The sequence below is a fragment of the Pseudomonas sp. WS 5411 genome (assembly GCF_012985595.1).
Lineage (GTDB): Bacteria > Pseudomonadota > Gammaproteobacteria > Pseudomonadales > Pseudomonadaceae > Aquipseudomonas > Aquipseudomonas shahriarae.
In genome coordinates this window covers 1-15780 of the sequence record NZ_JAARMC010000003.1, presented here as the reverse complement: position 1 = coordinate 15780, position 15780 = coordinate 1, and the positions used below count along the sequence as shown (strand labels likewise).

Below are 15780 nucleotides of genomic sequence, written 5' to 3'. Positions count from 1 at the left end.
CCGGGACATTGAGGTACGTACACGATGAAAAACAATAACTCCGTGCTCGGTAGCGTCGCGCTGCTGATCCTGTTCCTGGTCCTCTGGCAATGGGGCCCCGGCCTGCTCGGCATGCCCGAGTTCGTCATGCCCAAACTCAGCCGCGTAGCCCAGGAAGGCCTGGTGATGTGGCAGACCGGCGGCCTGCTGCAACACACCCTGATCACCGCGCTGGAGATCGTTGTCGGCTTCGCCCTCGGCGCCCTGCTGGGGGTGGTGATCGGTGTCTCGCTGGGCCTGTCGCCGGCTGCCGAGGCCATGTTGTCGCCGTACATCCTGGCCTTGCAGATCGCGCCGAAAGTCGCCTTCGCGCCGCTGTTCGTGATGTGGCTGGGCTACACCATCTACCCGAAGATTCTGATCGCGATCCTGATCGTGTTTTTCCCGGTGATGATCAACGTGCTCTCGGCGATCCGCACCGTCGACCCAGACATGATCAACCTGGTGCGCACCATGAACGCCAACCGCTGGCAGATCTTCCGCCTGGTGGAGTTCCCCTCGGCCATGGCCGCACTGTTTTCCGGCCTGCGCATTGCCTCGACCCTGGCCGTGATCGGCGTCACCGTCGGTGAACTGGTCGGCGGCAACCAGGGCCTGGGCTTTTTGCTGGTGGACGCCGAGGGCCAGGGCAATACCGCCGGGGTGTTCGTCGCCATTGTCGCGCTGACCCTGATTGGGGTGATCGCCTACGGCGCAGTGGTGTGGGCGGAAAAACGCGTCCTGCACTACATGCCCAAAGCCATGTTGAGCACCCAATGATGAGCCGCCATGACCTTTTGCTTGCAGGCCGTCGCGTGCTGGTCACCGGTGGCGCCCGTGGCCTGGGCTATGCCTTTGCCCAGGCCATCGGCCAGGCCGGTGCCCGAGTGGTGATTGCCGATGTGCTGCACGAACGTGTGCAGCAGGCCGCCTGTGAATTGCGGGCGCTGGGCCTGGATGTGCAGGCCGTCACCGTCGACCTGGCCCAACCCGCGTCGATCCAGGCCTGTGTCGACGCGACGATCAGCCTGCTGGGCGGCCTCGATGGCTTGGTGAACAACGCCTCGATCACCAACTCCGGCGGCAAGGGCTGCGAAGCATTGAGCATCGACACCTGGGACCAGGTGATGCAGGTCAACGTGCGCGGCACCTGGCTGATGACCACCGCCTGCCTGCCGGCCCTGCGCGCCAGCGGCCAGGGCGCCATCGTCAACCTGGCCTCGGACACCCCACTGTGGGGCGCGCCGAACCTGTTGGCCTATGTCGCCAGCAAAGGCGCGATCATCGCCATGACCCGCAGTCTGGCGCGGGAGCTGGGCAGCGACAACATCACCGTCAACGCCATCGCCCCCGGCCTGGTGCTGGTGGAAGCCACCGCCTACGTGCCCGAGGCGCGCCACCGTTTGTACAACGACCAACGGGCCCTGCAACGCCCGCAATTGCCCGAAGACGTCAGCGGCGCCGTGCTGTTCGCGCTGTCCGACCTTGCCCGCTTTATCACTGGACAAACCCTGCCGGTCAACGGCGGGTTCGTCATGCCTTGATCTGGAGACTGTCATGACTGATCTATCTGCCCAAAACGACACCCCGAAAAGCTGGGACCGCCCTGCCGGCGCCAGCCTGGAAAGCTGGATGAGCACGCGCATCGCCCGTTACGAGACGCGCAAGTACGACTGGGATGCCCTGAAGTTCCAGGCTGACTACGACCCCAAGTTCCGCCGCGCGCAAATGCGCTACATCGGCACGGGCGGCACTGGCATCAGCACCGACATGAACACCATCCCGTCGGAGCACTTCACCTTTTCCACCATGGTCATCCCGGCCGGCCACGAAGGCCCGCCGCACCTGCACATTGACGTCGAAGAAGTGTTCTTCGTGCTGCGCGGCAAACTCAAGGTGGTGCTGGAAAAGGACGGCGAGCGCTTCGAGACCATCCTCACCGACCGCGACGTGATTTCCGTGCCGCCCGGCGTGTACCGCGAAGAAATCAACATCGGCGATGAAGACGCGCTGATGTGCGTGATGCTCGGCGCGAAAAAACCGATCACCCCGACCTATCCGCCAGAGCACCCTCTGGCCTCGATCAAGCGCGGGTAAGCCCATGTTGCCAGGACTCACGCACGCCGCGCCGACGGCCGACCTGCAAGCCCAACTGCAGCGCGATTTCCCCCAGCAACGGGTCGCGTCAGCAGGAGGCCAGCAGGCCCTGCGGGTATGCGGCACGGGACCGGCAGTGGTGTTGCTGCACGGCATCGGCTCCGGCGCGGCGTCCTGGCTGCAGGTGGCACAACATCTGGCGGCCCAGGCGCGGGTCATCGCCTGGGACGCGCCCGGCTATGGCGACTCCAGCCCCCTGGAGTCGCAAGTACCCAAGGCCGAGCAATACGCCGCGCGCCTGGTGCAGATGCTCGATGCGCTGGAGGTGGACGAGTGCGTACTGGTCGGCCATTCCCTGGGCGCACTGACCGCCCTGGCCTTGGCCCGCAGTGCCCAGGCCAGACGCGTGAGCCGCCTGGTACTGATCAGCCCCGCTCGTGGCTATGGCGCGCCCGAGCGCAACGCGCAGCGCCAGCAAGTGCGCCAGCAACGCCTGGACAACCTGCAACGCCTGGGCATCGCCGGGCTGGCCGAGCAGCGCAGCGCCCACATGCTCTCGCCCAGTGCCCAGCCCCAAGCGTTGGCCTGGGTGCACTGGAACATGGCCCGCCTGAACCCGCTGGGCTATCGCCAGGCCATCGAACTGCTGTGCGGCGACGACTTGCTGCGCCACGGCCAACCTGCAATGCCCTGCGAGGTGCATTGCGGCGAAGCCGACAGCATCACCCCACCCGACACCTGCCTGGGCGTGGCCAAGGCCCTGGGTGCCAGCTTCAACCTGATCGCCGACGCAGGCCATGCCAGCCCCATCGAACAACCGCTGGTGGTTGCCGGTCGCCTGGCCTACGCCCTCAAACAATCCCTGACAGGTAGAACCCTATGAACGACTCAGATCTGCTGAAGGATGCTCAGGACAAATACATCGTGCCGGGCCTGGAGCGCGGCTTGTTGCTGCTCTGCGAGTTCAGCCGGCGCAACCGGACCCTGACCGCGCCGGAACTGGCGCGGCGCCTGGCGCTGCCGCGCTCGACGATTTTCCGCTTGCTGACCACCCTGGAAACCATGGGCTTCGTCACCCGCAGCGGCAACGAATACCGCCTGGGCATGTCGGTGCTGCGCCTGGGCTTCGAGTACCTGGCGTCGCTGGAGCTGACCGAACTCGGCCAGCCACTGCTGGCCCGTTTGTGCGACCGGGTTAACTACCCGAGCAACCTGGTGGTGCGCGACGGGCGTTCCATCGTGTACGTGGCCAAGGTGTCGCCGCCTTCGGTGTTCTCCAACGCGGTCAACGTCGGCACCCGCCTGCCGGCCCATGCCACGGTGCTGGGGCGCATCCTCCTCGAAGACCTGTCACTGGCCGAACTGCGCGAGCTGTACCCCGAGGAGCACCTGGAACAGCACTCCCACTGCACCCCGAAAACCGTGATGGAGCTGTTCGACATGCTCCAGGCCGACCGCCAGCGCGGCTTTGTCAGCGGCGAAGGGTTCTTTGAATCGGCGATTTCCACAGTGGCCGCGCCCGTGCGCGACCAGAGCGGCGACATCGTGGCAGCCCTCGGCGTGACCATCCCGACCACGCAGATCGGTCATGTGAATTTTGAAGAGCTGCTGAACCAAGTGCGGCGCAGCGCCGACGAGCTGTCGCGCCTGCTCAACTACAACGGCGGCGCCCACAGCGGGCAGCCCCGCGTCACTGCCTTGATGAGAGATTGAGATGAGCCTTTATTCATTGCAGGGCCGCACCGCAATCGTCACCGGAGGCTCCTCGGGCATAGGCCTGGCATGCGTCGAACTGCTGCTGGAAGCCGGTGCGGGCGTTGCGTTTTGCGGCCGCGATGCAGAACGCCTGCGCCGTGCCGAAAGCGACCTGCGCCAACGTTTCCCGCAAGGCCAACTGCTGGCCCAGGTGTGCGATGTGCTCGATGGCGAATCGGTCAACGCCTTTGCCAGCGCCAGCCAGGCCGCGCTGGGCGCCGCCAGCGTGCTGATCAACAACGCCGGGCAAGGCCGGGTCTCGACCTTTGCCGACACCACCGAAAGCGCCTGGACCGAAGAGCTGCACCTGAAGTTTTTTTCGGTGATCAACCCGGTCCGCGCCTTCACGCCGCAGCTGCAAAGCCAGGCCGACGCCGCGATTGTCTGCGTCAACTCACTGCTGGCCAGCCAGCCGGAACCGCACATGGTCGCCACCTCCGCTGCCCGCGCCGGGATCAAGAACCTGGTGCGCTCGATGGCCACCGAATTCGCCCCGCAAGGCATCCGCGTCAACGGCATCCTGATTGGCCTGGTGGAGTCCGGGCAATGGCGCCGCCGCTTCGAAGCGCGTGAAGAACGCGACCTCGACTGGGCGCAATGGACCGCCCGCCTGGCCCAACAAAAACATATTCCCCTGGGGCGCCTGGGCCTGCCGATTGAAGCGGCCCGCGCGATCCTGTTTCTGGCCTCGCCTCTGTCGGCTTACACCACAGGCAGCCATATCGATGTCTCTGGAGGCCTGTCCCGCCATGCGTAATGAAAACACTGTCACCGTGGGCGCTGCCATCACCGCCTTTCTCGAACAATGCGACGTCAAGGCCGCGTTTGGCGTGATCTCGATCCACAACATGCCGATCCTCGATGCCTTCGCCGTGCGCGGCAATATCCGCTTTGTCATGGCCCGGGGTGAAGCCGGCGCCGCCAACATGGCCGACGCCTATGCCCGCACCACCGGTGGCCTGGGTGTGTGCCTGACCTCCACCGGCACTGCCGCCGGCAATGCGGCTGGGGCCATGGTTGAAGCGCAGACTGCCGGCACCCCGGTGCTGCACATCACCGGGCAGATCGAGACGCCGTACCTGGACCAGGAACTGGCGTATATCCACGAAGCCCGCGACCAGTTGAACATGCTCAAGGCCGTGTCCAAGGCGGCCTTCCGCGTGCGCAGCGTCGAGACCGCCATCAGCACCCTGAAGCTCGCGGTGCAGACCGCGCTGACCGCGCCCACCGGCCCGGTCAGCGTCGAGATCCCGATCGACATCCAGTCGGCCTTTATCCCAATGCCCACCGACCTGTCGCCACTGCCGGTCCCGGTCGCTGTGCCGGCACCGGAAGCCCTCGACCTGGTGGCCGCGCGCCTGGCCAGTGCCAAACGCCCGATGCTCTGGCTCGGCGGCGGCGCGCGGCATGCCGGGGCGCAGGTCAAGCGCCTGCTGGCGATGGGCGTGGGGGTGATCACCTCGACCCAGGGTCGCGGCGTGGTTAACGAAGACGACGAACGTTGCCTGGGGGCCTTTTCGCAGAACAAGCGGGTCGAGCAGTTCCTGCAAACCTGCGATGCACTGCTGATCGCCGGGTCGCGCCTGCGCAGCAATGAGACCTTCAAGTACGCGCTCAAGCTGCCGCAGAACACGCTGCGCATCGACGCCAACCCGGCCATCGAAGGCCGCAGCTATGCCAGCGAACTGTTTATCTGCGGCGACGCGGCCCTGGCCCTGGAAGGGTTGGCTGACCGCCTGGAAGGCCGCCTGCACACCGACCCGCAGTTCCTCGCCGAACTCAAGGCCGTGCGTGAACAGTCGCGCAGCCAACTGGTCGCGGACCTGGGCCCGTACTCGGCGATGGTCGAGCAATTGCAGGCCAGCACCGGGCGCAACTTCTCCTGGGTGCGCGATGTGACCCTGTCCAACAGCATCTGGGGCAACCGCCTGCTCAACCTGTACCACCCACGCGCCGGGGTTCACGCCTTGGGCGGCGGTATTGGCCAGGGCCTGGCGATGGGCATCGGTGCCGCGGTGGCAGCCGCTGAAACCGCGCCCGAGCGCAAGGTGTTTGCCCTGGCGGGCGATGGCGGTTTCATCCTCAACCTGGGTGAGCTGGCGACCCTGGTCCAGGAGCGCGCCAACCTGGTGATTCTGCTGATGAACGACCAGCGCTACGGGGTGATCCGCAATATCCAGGACGCGGTCTACGGCAGCCGGCATTGCTATGTCGACCTGCACACCCCGGACTACACCAAGCTCGCCGAATCCATGGGCCTGCGCCATGGCCTGGTCACCGACCTCAAGGATTTCGGCAAGGTGGTTGACAGCGCCTTGAGCCAGCCCGGCCCGTTCCTGCTGGAAGTGGACATGCTCAGCGTGGGCAACTTCGCCACCCAGTTCGCCGGCCCGCCCAACAGCGAAACCAAAGCCCAGAAGGCCACCGCCTGAGGATCGTCGCATGTTGCATATCACCATGATCGGCTGCGGCGCCATTGGCGTCGGCGTGCTGGAGCTGCTGGAGAACGATCCGCAGTTGTGCGTGGATTACGTCATCGCTTCCGAGGGCTCCGAAGCCCTGGTGCGCCAGCGCCTGGCCAGTTTCAAACAACCGCCGCAGGTGCTGACCGCCTTGCCGGCCGATACGCGCCCGGATTTGCTGGTGGAGTGCGCCGGCCACCGCGCCATCGAAGAGCATGTGCTGCCGGCCCTGGAGCGTGGGATTGCCTGCCTGATTGTGTCGGTCGGCGCCTTGTCCGAAGTGGGCCTGGTGGAACGCCTGGAGGCCGCCGCCGAGCGCGGCAAGACCCGCATCGAGCTGCTGCCCGGGGCGATTGGCGGTATTGATGCGTTGTCGGCGGCCAAGGTCGGCGGCCTGGACTCGGTCAACTACACCGGGCGCAAGCCAGCCCGCGCCTGGAAGAACACTCCCGGCGAGCAGGCTTGCGACCTGGACAGCATCCGCGAAGCCACGGTGATCTTCCAGGGCAGTGCCCGTGAGGCCGCGCGGCTGTACCCGAAAAACGCCAACGTTGCGGCCACCCTGTCCCTGGCCGGGCTGGGCCTGGATCGCACCCACGTCACGCTGATCGCCGACCCCCACAGCGACGAAAACGTCCACCACTTCGAAGCCCGTGGCGCCTTTGGCCGTTTCGAGTTGAGCCTGCGCGGCAAGCCGCTTTTGGCCAACCCCAAGACCTCGGCGCTGACCGTGTACAGCGTGGTCCGTGCCTTGGGCAACCACGCCCATGCCATCTCAATTTAGGAGCCCGTCGATGACCCTCGAACAGACTTTACCGATCTGCATCGCCGGCCACTGGCGCCTGGGCCGTGGCGAGCGCTACGCCAGCCGCTACCCGGCCACTGGCGAGGCCGTGGCCTGGCTTAACGCTGCCGATTTGCAGGATGTGGAAGACGCCATCCAGGGCGCGCACCAGGCCTTCCTGCACAGCGGCTGGGCCCAGCGCAAACCCCATGAGCGGGCCGGTGTGCTGTACCGCATCGCCGAGCTGATCCGCCTGCACAGTGAGGAACTGGCGCAGCTGCAACGCCAGGACAACGGCAAGCCGATCAATGAAACCCGTGCGCTGGTGGCCAGTGCGGCCGGCACTTTCCAGTTCTTCGCCGCCGCCTGCGAAACCCTGGAAGAAACCATCACCCCGTCGCGCGGTGATTTCGTCAGCATGAGCGTGTATGAGCCGATGGGCGTGGTCGCCGCGATCACCCCGTGGAACTCACCGATTGCCAGCGAGGCGCAGAAGGTCGCGCCAGCCCTGGCGGCGGGCAATGCGGTGGTGATCAAACCGGCGGAAATCACCCCGCTGCTGGCCCTGCGCCTGGCCAGTCTGTGCGAAGAGGCCGGCCTGCCCAAGGGCCTGATCAGCGTGCTGCCCGGCAAGGGCTCGCTGCTGGGCGACGCCCTGACCCGCCACCCGCTGGTCAAGCGCGTGTCGTTCACCGGCGGCACCCGCACTGGCAAGCACATCGCCCATATCGCCGCCGACAAGATGATGCCGGTGTCTTTGGAGCTGGGCGGCAAGTCGCCGACCATCGTCCTTGATGACGCCGACCTCGACCACGCGGTGGCGGGCGTGCTCTACGGCATTTTCAGCTCCTCGGGCGAGGCCTGTATTGCCGGCTCGCGGCTGTTTGTCGCGCGCGCCCTGTACGAGCCCTTTATGCAACGCCTGGTGGCCGCCGCCGCGAACCTGCGCATGGGCGACCCGGCCGACGAAAACACGCAGATGGGCCCGCTGATCAGCGCCGGCCATCGTGAATCGGTGGAACGTTATGTCGCCCTCGGCCTGGCCGAAGGCGGGCGCCTGCGCCTGGGCGGGCAGCGCCCCAGCGGTGGCCTGTATGACCAGGGCTACTTCTACCCGCCGACCATTCTTGAGGGCCTGCACAACCAACAACAGGTATGCCAGGAAGAAATCTTCGGCCCGGTGCTGGTGGCCATGCCCTTCGACGACGAAGATCAATTGCTGGAGCAGGCCAACGACAGCCTGTACGCCCTCGCGGCAGGCATCTGGACCCGCGACTACAAGCGCGCCTGGGCCCTGGGCCGGCGCTTGCAGGCCGGCACCGTGTGGATCAACACCTACAAACAGTTCTCGATTTCCACACCGTTCGGCGGTTGGCGCGACAGCGGCCTGGGCCGCGAAAAAGGCCGCCTGGGGATCCTGCAATACATGGAACAGAAGAGCCTCTACTGGGGCATGAACCAACAGCCACTGGCCTGGGCCGGTGTGCCACACGAGGTAGCGTGATGAGCGTTTTAGGTATTGATGAAGTCACCTATGGCGTCGAGGACCTCGACACCTGCGTGCGTTTTTTCAGCGACTGGGGCCTGACCCAGGTCAGCACGCAACCCGATGAGGTGATCTTCGAGACCCTCAATGGCTGCCGCGTAGTGCTCGCCGACCTGAACAAACCCGGCCTGCCGCCCGCCATCGAGGCCGGCTCCACCGTGCGTGAAGTGGTGTGGGGCGTGGCCGACGCGGCGGACCTTGCGCTGTACGCCGAACGCATCGCCAACGACCCGGGGTTTGTCGAAGGCAACGGGCGCATCGGCTGCACCGACCCCAACGGCCTAGCGATCCGCCTGCAAGTCACGCGTAAGCGCGAGCTGGAGATCGAGTGCAGCGGCCACAACACCTGGCAGACCAAGGGCCGGATCAACAAGGCGGCGCCGATCTACGAGCGCGCCACGCCGATTGAAGTCGGTCACGTGGTGTTTTTCGTCAAGAACGTGAACGCCTGCGAAGCCTTCTACCACGAGCGTTTCGGCTTCCAGGCCTCGGACCGCTATCCGGATCGCGGGGCCTTTTTGCGCACCGCCGAGGAAGGTGGCCACCACGACCTGTTCATGCTGCAACTGCCGGCGCCACGGGCGGGACTGAACCATGTGGCCTTTACCGTGCGCGATGTGCACGAGGTGTTTGGCGGTGGCATGCACGTGTCCCGCAGCGGCTGGCCGACCGAGATTGGCCCTGGGCGTCACCCGGTGTCTTCGGCGTTTTTCTGGTACTTCAAGAACCCGGCCGGCGCGCTGGTGGAGTACTACGCCGACGAAGACCAACTGACCGGCGAATGGCAGCCACGCACCTTTGAGCCGGGGCCCACGGTGTTCGCCGAATGGGCGATTGCCGGCGGTATCGACGGCAATACCCGGCGCCAACAACACGTCGAGGCGCCGCAAGGCAAGTTCCTCACCGACAAACCCAAATCCTGAGCAGGAGTCGCCCATGCCTTCCCTGAATATTGCTATCGCCGGTGCCGGTATCGGCGGCCTGACCGCCGCCATCGCCCTGCACCGCGCCGGTCACCAGGTCACCGTGTTTGAACAGTCCAAGGCCTTTTTGCGGGTCGGCGCCGACATCAACCTCACCCCCAACGCGGTACGTGCGCTGGATGGCCTGGGGATTGGCGCCGCCGTGCGCATCCCGGCCGCCCGGCCGACCCATCGCATCAGCCGGATGTGGGACAGCGGCGAAGAGACTTCACGCCTGGAAATGTCCGACGCCGCCGAGCAAAAGTACGGCGCCCCGCAACTGACCATCCACCGCGCCGACCTGCTGGCGGCCCTGGCCGAAGTGTTCCCGTTGGAGCAGGTGCAATTCGCCAAGCGCGCCGAGCGGGTTGAGCACACTGACGACGGCATCTGCCTGCACTTCAAGGACGGCAGCCAGCACCGCTGCGATGTGCTGATCGGCGCCGACGGCATCCACTCGGTGGTGCGCAACGCGCTGTTTGGCGAAGAGCACCCGCGCTTTACCGGGGTGGTGGCGTACCGCGCGGTGGTGCCGGCCGAGTTGGTGGCCCATGTGCCGAATATCCAGGCCTTTACCAAGTGGTGGGGCCCCAACCCGCAGAGCCAGATCGTTACGTTCCCGCTCAACCAGGGCAAAGATATTTTTATCTTCGCCACCACCGCCCAGGACAGCTGGCACGAAGAGTCGTGGACCAGCGCTGGCGATGCCGACGAGCTGCGCAGCCACTATCAGGCGTTCCACCCCGACGCCCGTGCCCTGCTGGATGCGTGCAGCGATGTGCTCAAGACCGCGCTGTATGAGCGCGACCCGCTGCCGTTCTGGTCCAAGGGCCCGATCACCCTGCTGGGCGATGCCTGCCACCCGATGATGCCGTTCATGGCCCAGGGTGCCGGCCAGGCCATCGAGGATGCGGTGGTGCTCGCCCGTTACCTGCAAGACCTCGACAGCCCGTCCCAGGTCGCCGCGGCCTTGCAGGGCTATCAGCAGGCGCGTCTGGAACGCACCAGCCAGATCCAGATCGGCTCGCGGGGCAACCAGTGGCTCAAGGACGGCGGCAACGCCGATTGGGTCTATGGCTACGACGCCTGGACCATCCCCACCCAAAGCGCGGCCTGAATATGAGCGACAGCTTGCTGGTGACCGTGCTGCTCAAGCACGACCAAACGAAGAACCTGGAAGACATTCAGCGGCATATGAAGCAGCAGGATTGGTGGGAACGTTTTCCACCGCAGGGCGTGGAGTTGGTGAGCTGGACCGTGGCCATGGGCCTGGGCCAGATCGTCACCCTGCGCTTGCCGCCGAGCCTGCTGCCAGCCCTTAACGTCGAGCTTGAGCGCTCGGCGTGGGGCGTGTTCAGCACTGAAGTTTTCCCGACATACGACTTTATCCCCGTGCGCGAAACCATCCGCGAACGGGTACGCAACGGAGGTCAATGACATGAGCACTACCGAACGCTTCCTCGAGCCCCATCAGGCGCGCAAACGGCCCAATACCCAGTTTGAAGAGCTGCTGGGCGACTCCATCGAACGCGCCTTCGGCAACGGCGTGACCGAGCTGCCGGCGCTGCTCGCCCACCTCAACCTGGCCGGCCCGCCCTGCCCGCTGACCAGCGGCGAGTGGACGGCAGATGCCTATCAAACCCTGATGGCCCGGCTGGGCGAATGACCCGGCAGAAGGAATAGAACAATGACTATGCAATTGACCGTCGACCCTGTTGAAAACCATCTGGCCAATGGCCTCAAAGACCTCTGGTTCCCGGTGTTGCCTTCGGACCTGTTGGGGGAGAAGCCGGTGTCGGTGCGCCGCCTCGGCTACAAGATCGCCCTGTGGCGCGACAACGATGGCCGCGTACACGCCCTCGAAGACCATTGCCCCCATCGCGGCGCGCCGCTGTCCCAGGGCCCGGTGCTGGGTGATCGCCTGCAATGCCCGTATCACGGCGTCGAAGTGCGCTGTGACGGCACCGTGACCAAGGTGCCCGGCAGCCCCGGCTGCAAACTCGAAGGCAGCCGCCCGACCCGCATGTTCCATACCCGCGAAGCGGCAGGCGCGATCTTTTTGTTCAATGCCACCGACGCGCATTTAGAGACCCCGCCGGAACTGGTGCTGCCCGAGCAACTGACCTCGCCGGAGTGGAGCAGCTTCGTCTGCTACACCGAGTGGAAAGGCGACTACCGCTACGTGATCGACAACGTCATGGACCCGATGCACGGCACCTACCTGCACAAGATGTCGCACTCGATGAGTGAAGGCGAAGCCACCGCCAAGTTCGTCACCCGCGACACCGACAACGGGTTCTTCTTCGAGAAGGAAGGCCAGCGCGGGGTGAACTTCGACTGGACCGAGTTCATGGACAACGGCTGCCATTGGCTGCGCCTGGAAATCCCCTACCCGAAAACCGGCGGCCCGGGCGGCAACTTCACCATTATCGGCAGCTACACGCCGAGCAGCCGCGCGCTCTCGGCGGTGTTCCACTGGCGCTGCCGACCGCTGACCGGCTGGCAGCGCGACACCTGGCGCTTCCTTTACAAGAACCGCCTGGAAGCGCGGCACTGGGCCGTGCTGGAGCAGGATCGGGTGCTGCTGGAATTCATGGAGCCGGACGCCAACCAGCGCGAAAACCTCTACCAGCACGACCTGGGCGTGGTGCGCATGCGCCGTTACCTGAAAAACGCGGCCAAGGCCCAGCTTGAACTGATCGACGCGAAGCAACTGCCATGAACGCGGTCGTGGTGGCGCCCGCCGGGGCCAGTTGGTCGAATGCGCTGCTGATCGGCCGCGAAGTGGTGATGTCGGGGATGACCGCGCACCCCGCCAGCCGCGAGGCCCCCCTGGATTGCTACGCCCAGACCCTGGTGGTGCTGGGCAAGATCCAGGCCCTGGTGACGGCGGCCGGCGGGCATGTGGGCAATATCTACCGGCTGACGGTGTACCTCACTGATATCGCCGACAAAGACCAAGTGGGCCGCGCCCGACGGGATTTTTTCGCCGGGCAGGCCGTGTTTCCCACGTCCACCCTGGTGGCCGTCAGCGCGCTGGTGTTTCCTGAACTACGGGTCGAGATCGAGGCCAGTGCCCGGCTCGATGTCGACCTGCGTACCGTCACAGAGGTGAATGATGTCTAAGCCCTCCCTGCTCAATGCCCGCGTGCACACCCTGCGCTATGAAGCCGAAGGCATCATCAGCGTGGAGTTTCGGCCGTTGGGCGATACCGTGTTCCCGCCGTTCGAGGCCGGCTCGCACATCGACCTGCACCTGGCCAACGGCCTGGTGCGCAGCTACTCGCTGCTCAACTCCCCCAGCGACCAGGGGCGCTACACCGTGGGCATCCTGCGTGACCGCAACAGCCGCGGCGGCTCGGAATATGTGCACAGCCAACTGCGGGTCGGCATGCCGCTGTCGATCTCGGCGCCGCGCAACAACTTCGCGCTGGACCTGAGCGCCAGCCACAGTGTGCTGGTGGCCGGTGGCATCGGCATTACCCCGATCTACTGCATGTTCCGCCAGTTGCTGGCCCAGGGAAAATCCGCCGAGCTGATCTATTGCGCGCGCTCGCGCCAGGAAGCGGCATTGGTGGAAGCCTTGAACGGCCTGGATGCGCGGGTGGTGTACCACTTCAACGACGAGAAAGGCGTGCCGCCGGACCTCGCCGCCTACCTCGCTGGCCAGCCGGCAGATACGCACTTCTACTGCTGCGGGCCGACGCCGATGCTGGATGCGTTCGAGGGCACCTGTGAGCGCCTGGGTTATCCCCATGCCCATATCGAGCGCTTTACCGCCGCCGAACTGCCGCCCAGCGAAGATGCCCAGAGCCGCTATAGCGTGGAGCTGAAAAAGTCCGGCAAGACGCTGTCGGTGGAGCCCGGTTTGAGTTTGCTGGATGTGTTGCTCGAAGCCGGTTGCGACATTGACCACAGCTGCCGCGAGGGGGTGTGCGGCTCCTGTGAAACGCGGGTGGTGGAAGGCGAGATCGACCACCGCGACGGGGTACTGACCAAGGCCGAGCGTGCGGCGAACACGTCGATGATGGTGTGCGTTTCGGGCTGCAAGAGCCGGCGCTTGGTGCTGGACCTTTAGTCTGCATAGGCTCGGTGGTGGGGCTGTTGTGGCGAGGGGGCTTGTCCCCTCGCCACAATGTCAGGCAGACGATCTATCGAGTAAATAAGTAGGCAACTTATTATTCACCCGTAAAACACAAAATTGCCCGTTTCATTGGCAGCGTGCAATAAAGACGCACCTATCCCGAGCAACTTTGTTACCGCACTTACAGGTTGTTTCATGGGTTATACACAGCGCTTTGTTTCCCATATAAACAATTGTTTTCAAGCAGGTTTTTGTAAAACCCCAGTAAATACGCCGCCTGGCACACTTCCTGCTCTACCCCTGTGCATTCACTGATTAAACGGCGTTTCGCCGATAAAACAATAATAACCAACACTTAAACCCGGTAAGACCCGCTCCCTCCTTAGTTGCCTTTAAAGGCAAGCGGACGAGTGTTGCCGATTACCCGGTAGAGAGGTCTCTATGAAGCGTGTCTTGTGTGCAGGATTGATGTTTGCCAGTTTCAGCAGTTTCGCCGCAGAACCCATCCCTTCCGAACCGGTGCGGGCCAACGCCGCCAATAAACCATTCCCGCATATTGCCTGGCGCAGTGAGGCCGGCGACGCCAGCCTGGATATCGGCGGTGCATTGCGTACCAACTATCGCGACGAGCATTGGGACACCACCGAGAACAATGGCCGCTTCCTCTTCGACACGTTCCGCCTGGACGTGCAGGCCACCTACAAGAGCCTCTATAGCGATATCGGCTACTGGTTCCAGGACGACGGCAAGCGCTCCATCGACCGTGGTTTCGTCGGCTATCGGCTCAATGCCAACTCCAACGTGCAACTGGGAGCGCCGTTCAAGCCGTTTGGCCTGGAGCCATATCCGCAATTTGGCTGGAGCTACCACCTGCCGTTTTTCATGGGCTATGCCTCAAGTGCCGGCACCGGCCTCAAGTACAGCTACAAGGACCAGGACTGGGACGTGCAACTGGGTTTCTTCCCGCGCATGTTGCCCAGCGACCTTCGCTACTCGCCTGAAGTCGGGCGTTACGCCGACCTGAAGGACAATGCGATTGCCGCGATCCAATCGCGCCAGGACAACGAGAAGCGCAACCAACTCAACGCCCGCGTAGCACGGACCTTCAACAGCGATGGCTGGAAAACCGAGATCGGCGCCTCGCTGGCCACCGCCCAGCTGTACAACGCCACCACCCGGGACGACGGCGACTACTGGGCCGCCGGTGTACACGCCATCATCAACAAGGGGCTGTGGACCGTTACCAGCCAGGCCATCCGCTACGAATACGACCCTGAAAACCCCACCGGCGTCAGCAAGGACTCGGTGCTGATGGGCGGCAACGGCCTGACCCCCGCGTACCTGATCGCGTCCAAGGCCACCCTCGTCTCGATCAACCTCGGCTATGACGTCTACACGCCGACGCTGGGGCAGTTGAAGAAGGTCAAGTTGTACACCGACTACAGCCGGATGATGAAAGACAAGAGCGCCTGGGATGATTCGCAGATGTTCACCGTGGGCGCGCAGTTCCTGGCGATGCCGGTGATGGCCTGGGTCGACTTTACCTGGGCGCGCAACGCCAACCCCTATGGCGGGGCCGAGAATGGCAGCGGCTTTACCAATACCAGCTCGGTGGGCAGCAACGAGTGGTATTACCGCACCAACGTGAATATTGGTTACTACTTCTAACCAGGCAACAAAAATCAAAGGTGGGAGCTGTTGAGCTTTGGCGAGGTTGCGATAGGCATGAGTCTCTACATAACTCTTTTCTCTGGTGCTTCTTGGGTTTGTGTACATATCCGTTGCTGGGGTTACGGCGGCTATTGGTTCCGCTCTTACAGCGGGTCACTTTTGGAAAAGAGCCCCAAAAGTAACCAAAAGGGCTCTTGCCCCACCACTCGGTGCCTCGCCTAGGCTCGGCATGCCCGCAGTCAGGCATTGCTCCGTGGGCCCGCCGCGATCGGCCATCCATGGCCGTGTCGCGGCTACCCCGGCATCCTGCCGGGGTGCCCACTGCGCAATACCTGCCTGCGGCCATCGTGGTTTAACGGGGCGCCTGAGATCAAGATCAAAAGCCAGATCAAAAGCAGAGC

General features: G+C 64.4%; 17 protein-coding genes. All 17 read left to right on the top strand.

Features of this window, described 5'->3' with window-relative positions; translation table 11 throughout:
- The first annotated feature begins 24 nt into the window (after positions 1-24).
- Positions 25-798: an ABC transporter permease gene (locus tag HBR93_RS06660; RefSeq protein ID WP_057440547.1), complete on the top strand. Its 774-nt coding sequence runs from the start codon at positions 25-27 to the stop codon at positions 796-798.
- The gene (locus HBR93_RS06655) at positions 798-1562 is read left to right on the top strand and encodes an SDR family oxidoreductase (RefSeq protein ID WP_115129446.1); all 765 of its coding nucleotides are present in this window, start codon (positions 798-800) and stop codon (positions 1560-1562) included. The genes HBR93_RS06660 and HBR93_RS06655 overlap by 1 nt, the downstream gene beginning before the upstream one ends.
- A 13-nt stretch (positions 1563-1575) precedes the next feature.
- Positions 1576-2115: a cupin domain-containing protein gene (locus HBR93_RS06650; protein WP_029289969.1), complete on the top strand. Its 540-nt coding sequence runs from the start codon at positions 1576-1578 to the stop codon at positions 2113-2115.
- A gap of 4 nt (positions 2116-2119) precedes the next feature.
- The gene (locus tag HBR93_RS06645; protein ID WP_169960045.1) at positions 2120-2998 is read left to right on the top strand and encodes an alpha/beta hydrolase; all 879 of its coding nucleotides are present in this window, start codon (positions 2120-2122) and stop codon (positions 2996-2998) included.
- Positions 2995-3828 carry an IclR family transcriptional regulator gene (locus tag HBR93_RS06640; protein WP_057440549.1) on the top strand — a complete coding sequence of 278 codons (834 nt, stop codon included), beginning with the start codon at positions 2995-2997 and terminating at the stop codon, positions 3826-3828. The genes HBR93_RS06645 and HBR93_RS06640 overlap by 4 nt, the downstream gene beginning before the upstream one ends.
- A 1-nt stretch (position 3829) precedes the next feature.
- Positions 3830-4627 carry an SDR family oxidoreductase gene (locus HBR93_RS06635; RefSeq protein WP_169960044.1) on the top strand — a complete coding sequence of 266 codons (798 nt, stop codon included), beginning with the start codon at positions 3830-3832 and terminating at the stop codon, positions 4625-4627.
- A complete protein-coding gene (locus tag HBR93_RS06630) occupies positions 4620-6302 on the top strand; it encodes a thiamine pyrophosphate-binding protein (protein WP_169960043.1) in 1683 nt (560 codons plus the stop codon). Before HBR93_RS06635 ends, HBR93_RS06630 begins: the two co-directional genes overlap by 8 nt.
- A 10-nt stretch (positions 6303-6312) precedes the next feature.
- Entirely contained in the window at positions 6313-7116 is an 804-nt protein-coding gene (locus HBR93_RS06625; protein WP_057444232.1) for an aspartate dehydrogenase, read from the top strand.
- Between the two features lie 10 nt (positions 7117-7126).
- Positions 7127-8620, top strand: a complete 1494-nt coding sequence (locus HBR93_RS06620) for an aldehyde dehydrogenase (RefSeq protein WP_169960042.1) — start codon at positions 7127-7129, stop codon at positions 8618-8620.
- A complete protein-coding gene (locus HBR93_RS06615; protein ID WP_169960041.1) occupies positions 8620-9585 on the top strand; it encodes a VOC family protein in 966 nt (321 codons plus the stop codon). The genes HBR93_RS06620 and HBR93_RS06615 overlap by 1 nt, the downstream gene beginning before the upstream one ends.
- A 13-nt stretch (positions 9586-9598) precedes the next feature.
- Positions 9599-10741, top strand: a complete 1143-nt coding sequence (locus tag HBR93_RS06610) for an FAD-dependent monooxygenase (protein ID WP_057440554.1) — start codon at positions 9599-9601, stop codon at positions 10739-10741.
- A 2-nt stretch (positions 10742-10743) separates the two neighbouring features.
- Entirely contained in the window at positions 10744-11061 is a 318-nt protein-coding gene (locus tag HBR93_RS06605) for a hypothetical protein (protein WP_169960040.1), read from the top strand.
- 1 nt (position 11062) lies between these two features.
- Positions 11063-11290 (top strand): recombinase-like helix-turn-helix domain-containing protein, encoded by a 228-nt coding sequence (locus tag HBR93_RS06600; RefSeq protein WP_034116488.1) that lies wholly within the window; start codon positions 11063-11065, stop codon positions 11288-11290.
- Between the two features lie 21 nt (positions 11291-11311).
- A complete protein-coding gene (locus HBR93_RS06595) occupies positions 11312-12346 on the top strand; it encodes an aromatic ring-hydroxylating dioxygenase subunit alpha (RefSeq protein WP_057440556.1) in 1035 nt (344 codons plus the stop codon).
- Positions 12343-12750: a Rid family hydrolase gene (locus tag HBR93_RS06590; protein WP_057440557.1), complete on the top strand. Its 408-nt coding sequence runs from the start codon at positions 12343-12345 to the stop codon at positions 12748-12750. The genes HBR93_RS06595 and HBR93_RS06590 overlap by 4 nt, the downstream gene beginning before the upstream one ends.
- Positions 12743-13702: a PDR/VanB family oxidoreductase gene (locus HBR93_RS06585; RefSeq protein WP_057440558.1), complete on the top strand. Its 960-nt coding sequence runs from the start codon at positions 12743-12745 to the stop codon at positions 13700-13702. The genes HBR93_RS06590 and HBR93_RS06585 overlap by 8 nt, the downstream gene beginning before the upstream one ends.
- Positions 13703-14149: 447 nt before the next feature.
- Positions 14150-15376 (top strand): hypothetical protein, encoded by a 1227-nt coding sequence (locus tag HBR93_RS06580; RefSeq protein WP_169960039.1) that lies wholly within the window; start codon positions 14150-14152, stop codon positions 15374-15376.
- Positions 15377-15780: the final 404 nt, after the last annotated feature.

Coding starts and splice junctions, on each gene's coding strand:
- HBR93_RS06595 (WP_057440556.1), top strand. CDS start 11,312: ATGACTATGCAATTGACCGTCGACCCTGTTGAAAACCATCTGGCCAAT.
- HBR93_RS06660 (WP_057440547.1), top strand. CDS start 25: ATGAAAAACAATAACTCCGTGCTCGGTAGCGTCGCGCTGCTGATCCTG.
- HBR93_RS06650 (WP_029289969.1), top strand. CDS start 1,576: ATGACTGATCTATCTGCCCAAAACGACACCCCGAAAAGCTGGGACCGC.
- HBR93_RS06655 (WP_115129446.1), top strand. CDS start 798: ATGAGCCGCCATGACCTTTTGCTTGCAGGCCGTCGCGTGCTGGTCACC.
- HBR93_RS06630 (WP_169960043.1), top strand. CDS start 4,620: ATGCGTAATGAAAACACTGTCACCGTGGGCGCTGCCATCACCGCCTTT.
- HBR93_RS06605 (WP_169960040.1), top strand. CDS start 10,744: ATGAGCGACAGCTTGCTGGTGACCGTGCTGCTCAAGCACGACCAAACG.
- HBR93_RS06610 (WP_057440554.1), top strand. CDS start 9,599: ATGCCTTCCCTGAATATTGCTATCGCCGGTGCCGGTATCGGCGGCCTG.
- HBR93_RS06620 (WP_169960042.1), top strand. CDS start 7,127: ATGACCCTCGAACAGACTTTACCGATCTGCATCGCCGGCCACTGGCGC.
- HBR93_RS06640 (WP_057440549.1), top strand. CDS start 2,995: ATGAACGACTCAGATCTGCTGAAGGATGCTCAGGACAAATACATCGTG.
- HBR93_RS06635 (WP_169960044.1), top strand. CDS start 3,830: ATGAGCCTTTATTCATTGCAGGGCCGCACCGCAATCGTCACCGGAGGC.
- HBR93_RS06590 (WP_057440557.1), top strand. CDS start 12,343: ATGAACGCGGTCGTGGTGGCGCCCGCCGGGGCCAGTTGGTCGAATGCG.
- HBR93_RS06600 (WP_034116488.1), top strand. CDS start 11,063: ATGAGCACTACCGAACGCTTCCTCGAGCCCCATCAGGCGCGCAAACGG.
- HBR93_RS06625 (WP_057444232.1), top strand. CDS start 6,313: ATGTTGCATATCACCATGATCGGCTGCGGCGCCATTGGCGTCGGCGTG.
- HBR93_RS06645 (WP_169960045.1), top strand. CDS start 2,120: ATGTTGCCAGGACTCACGCACGCCGCGCCGACGGCCGACCTGCAAGCC.
- HBR93_RS06585 (WP_057440558.1), top strand. CDS start 12,743: ATGTCTAAGCCCTCCCTGCTCAATGCCCGCGTGCACACCCTGCGCTAT.
- HBR93_RS06615 (WP_169960041.1), top strand. CDS start 8,620: ATGAGCGTTTTAGGTATTGATGAAGTCACCTATGGCGTCGAGGACCTC.
- HBR93_RS06580 (WP_169960039.1), top strand. CDS start 14,150: ATGAAGCGTGTCTTGTGTGCAGGATTGATGTTTGCCAGTTTCAGCAGT.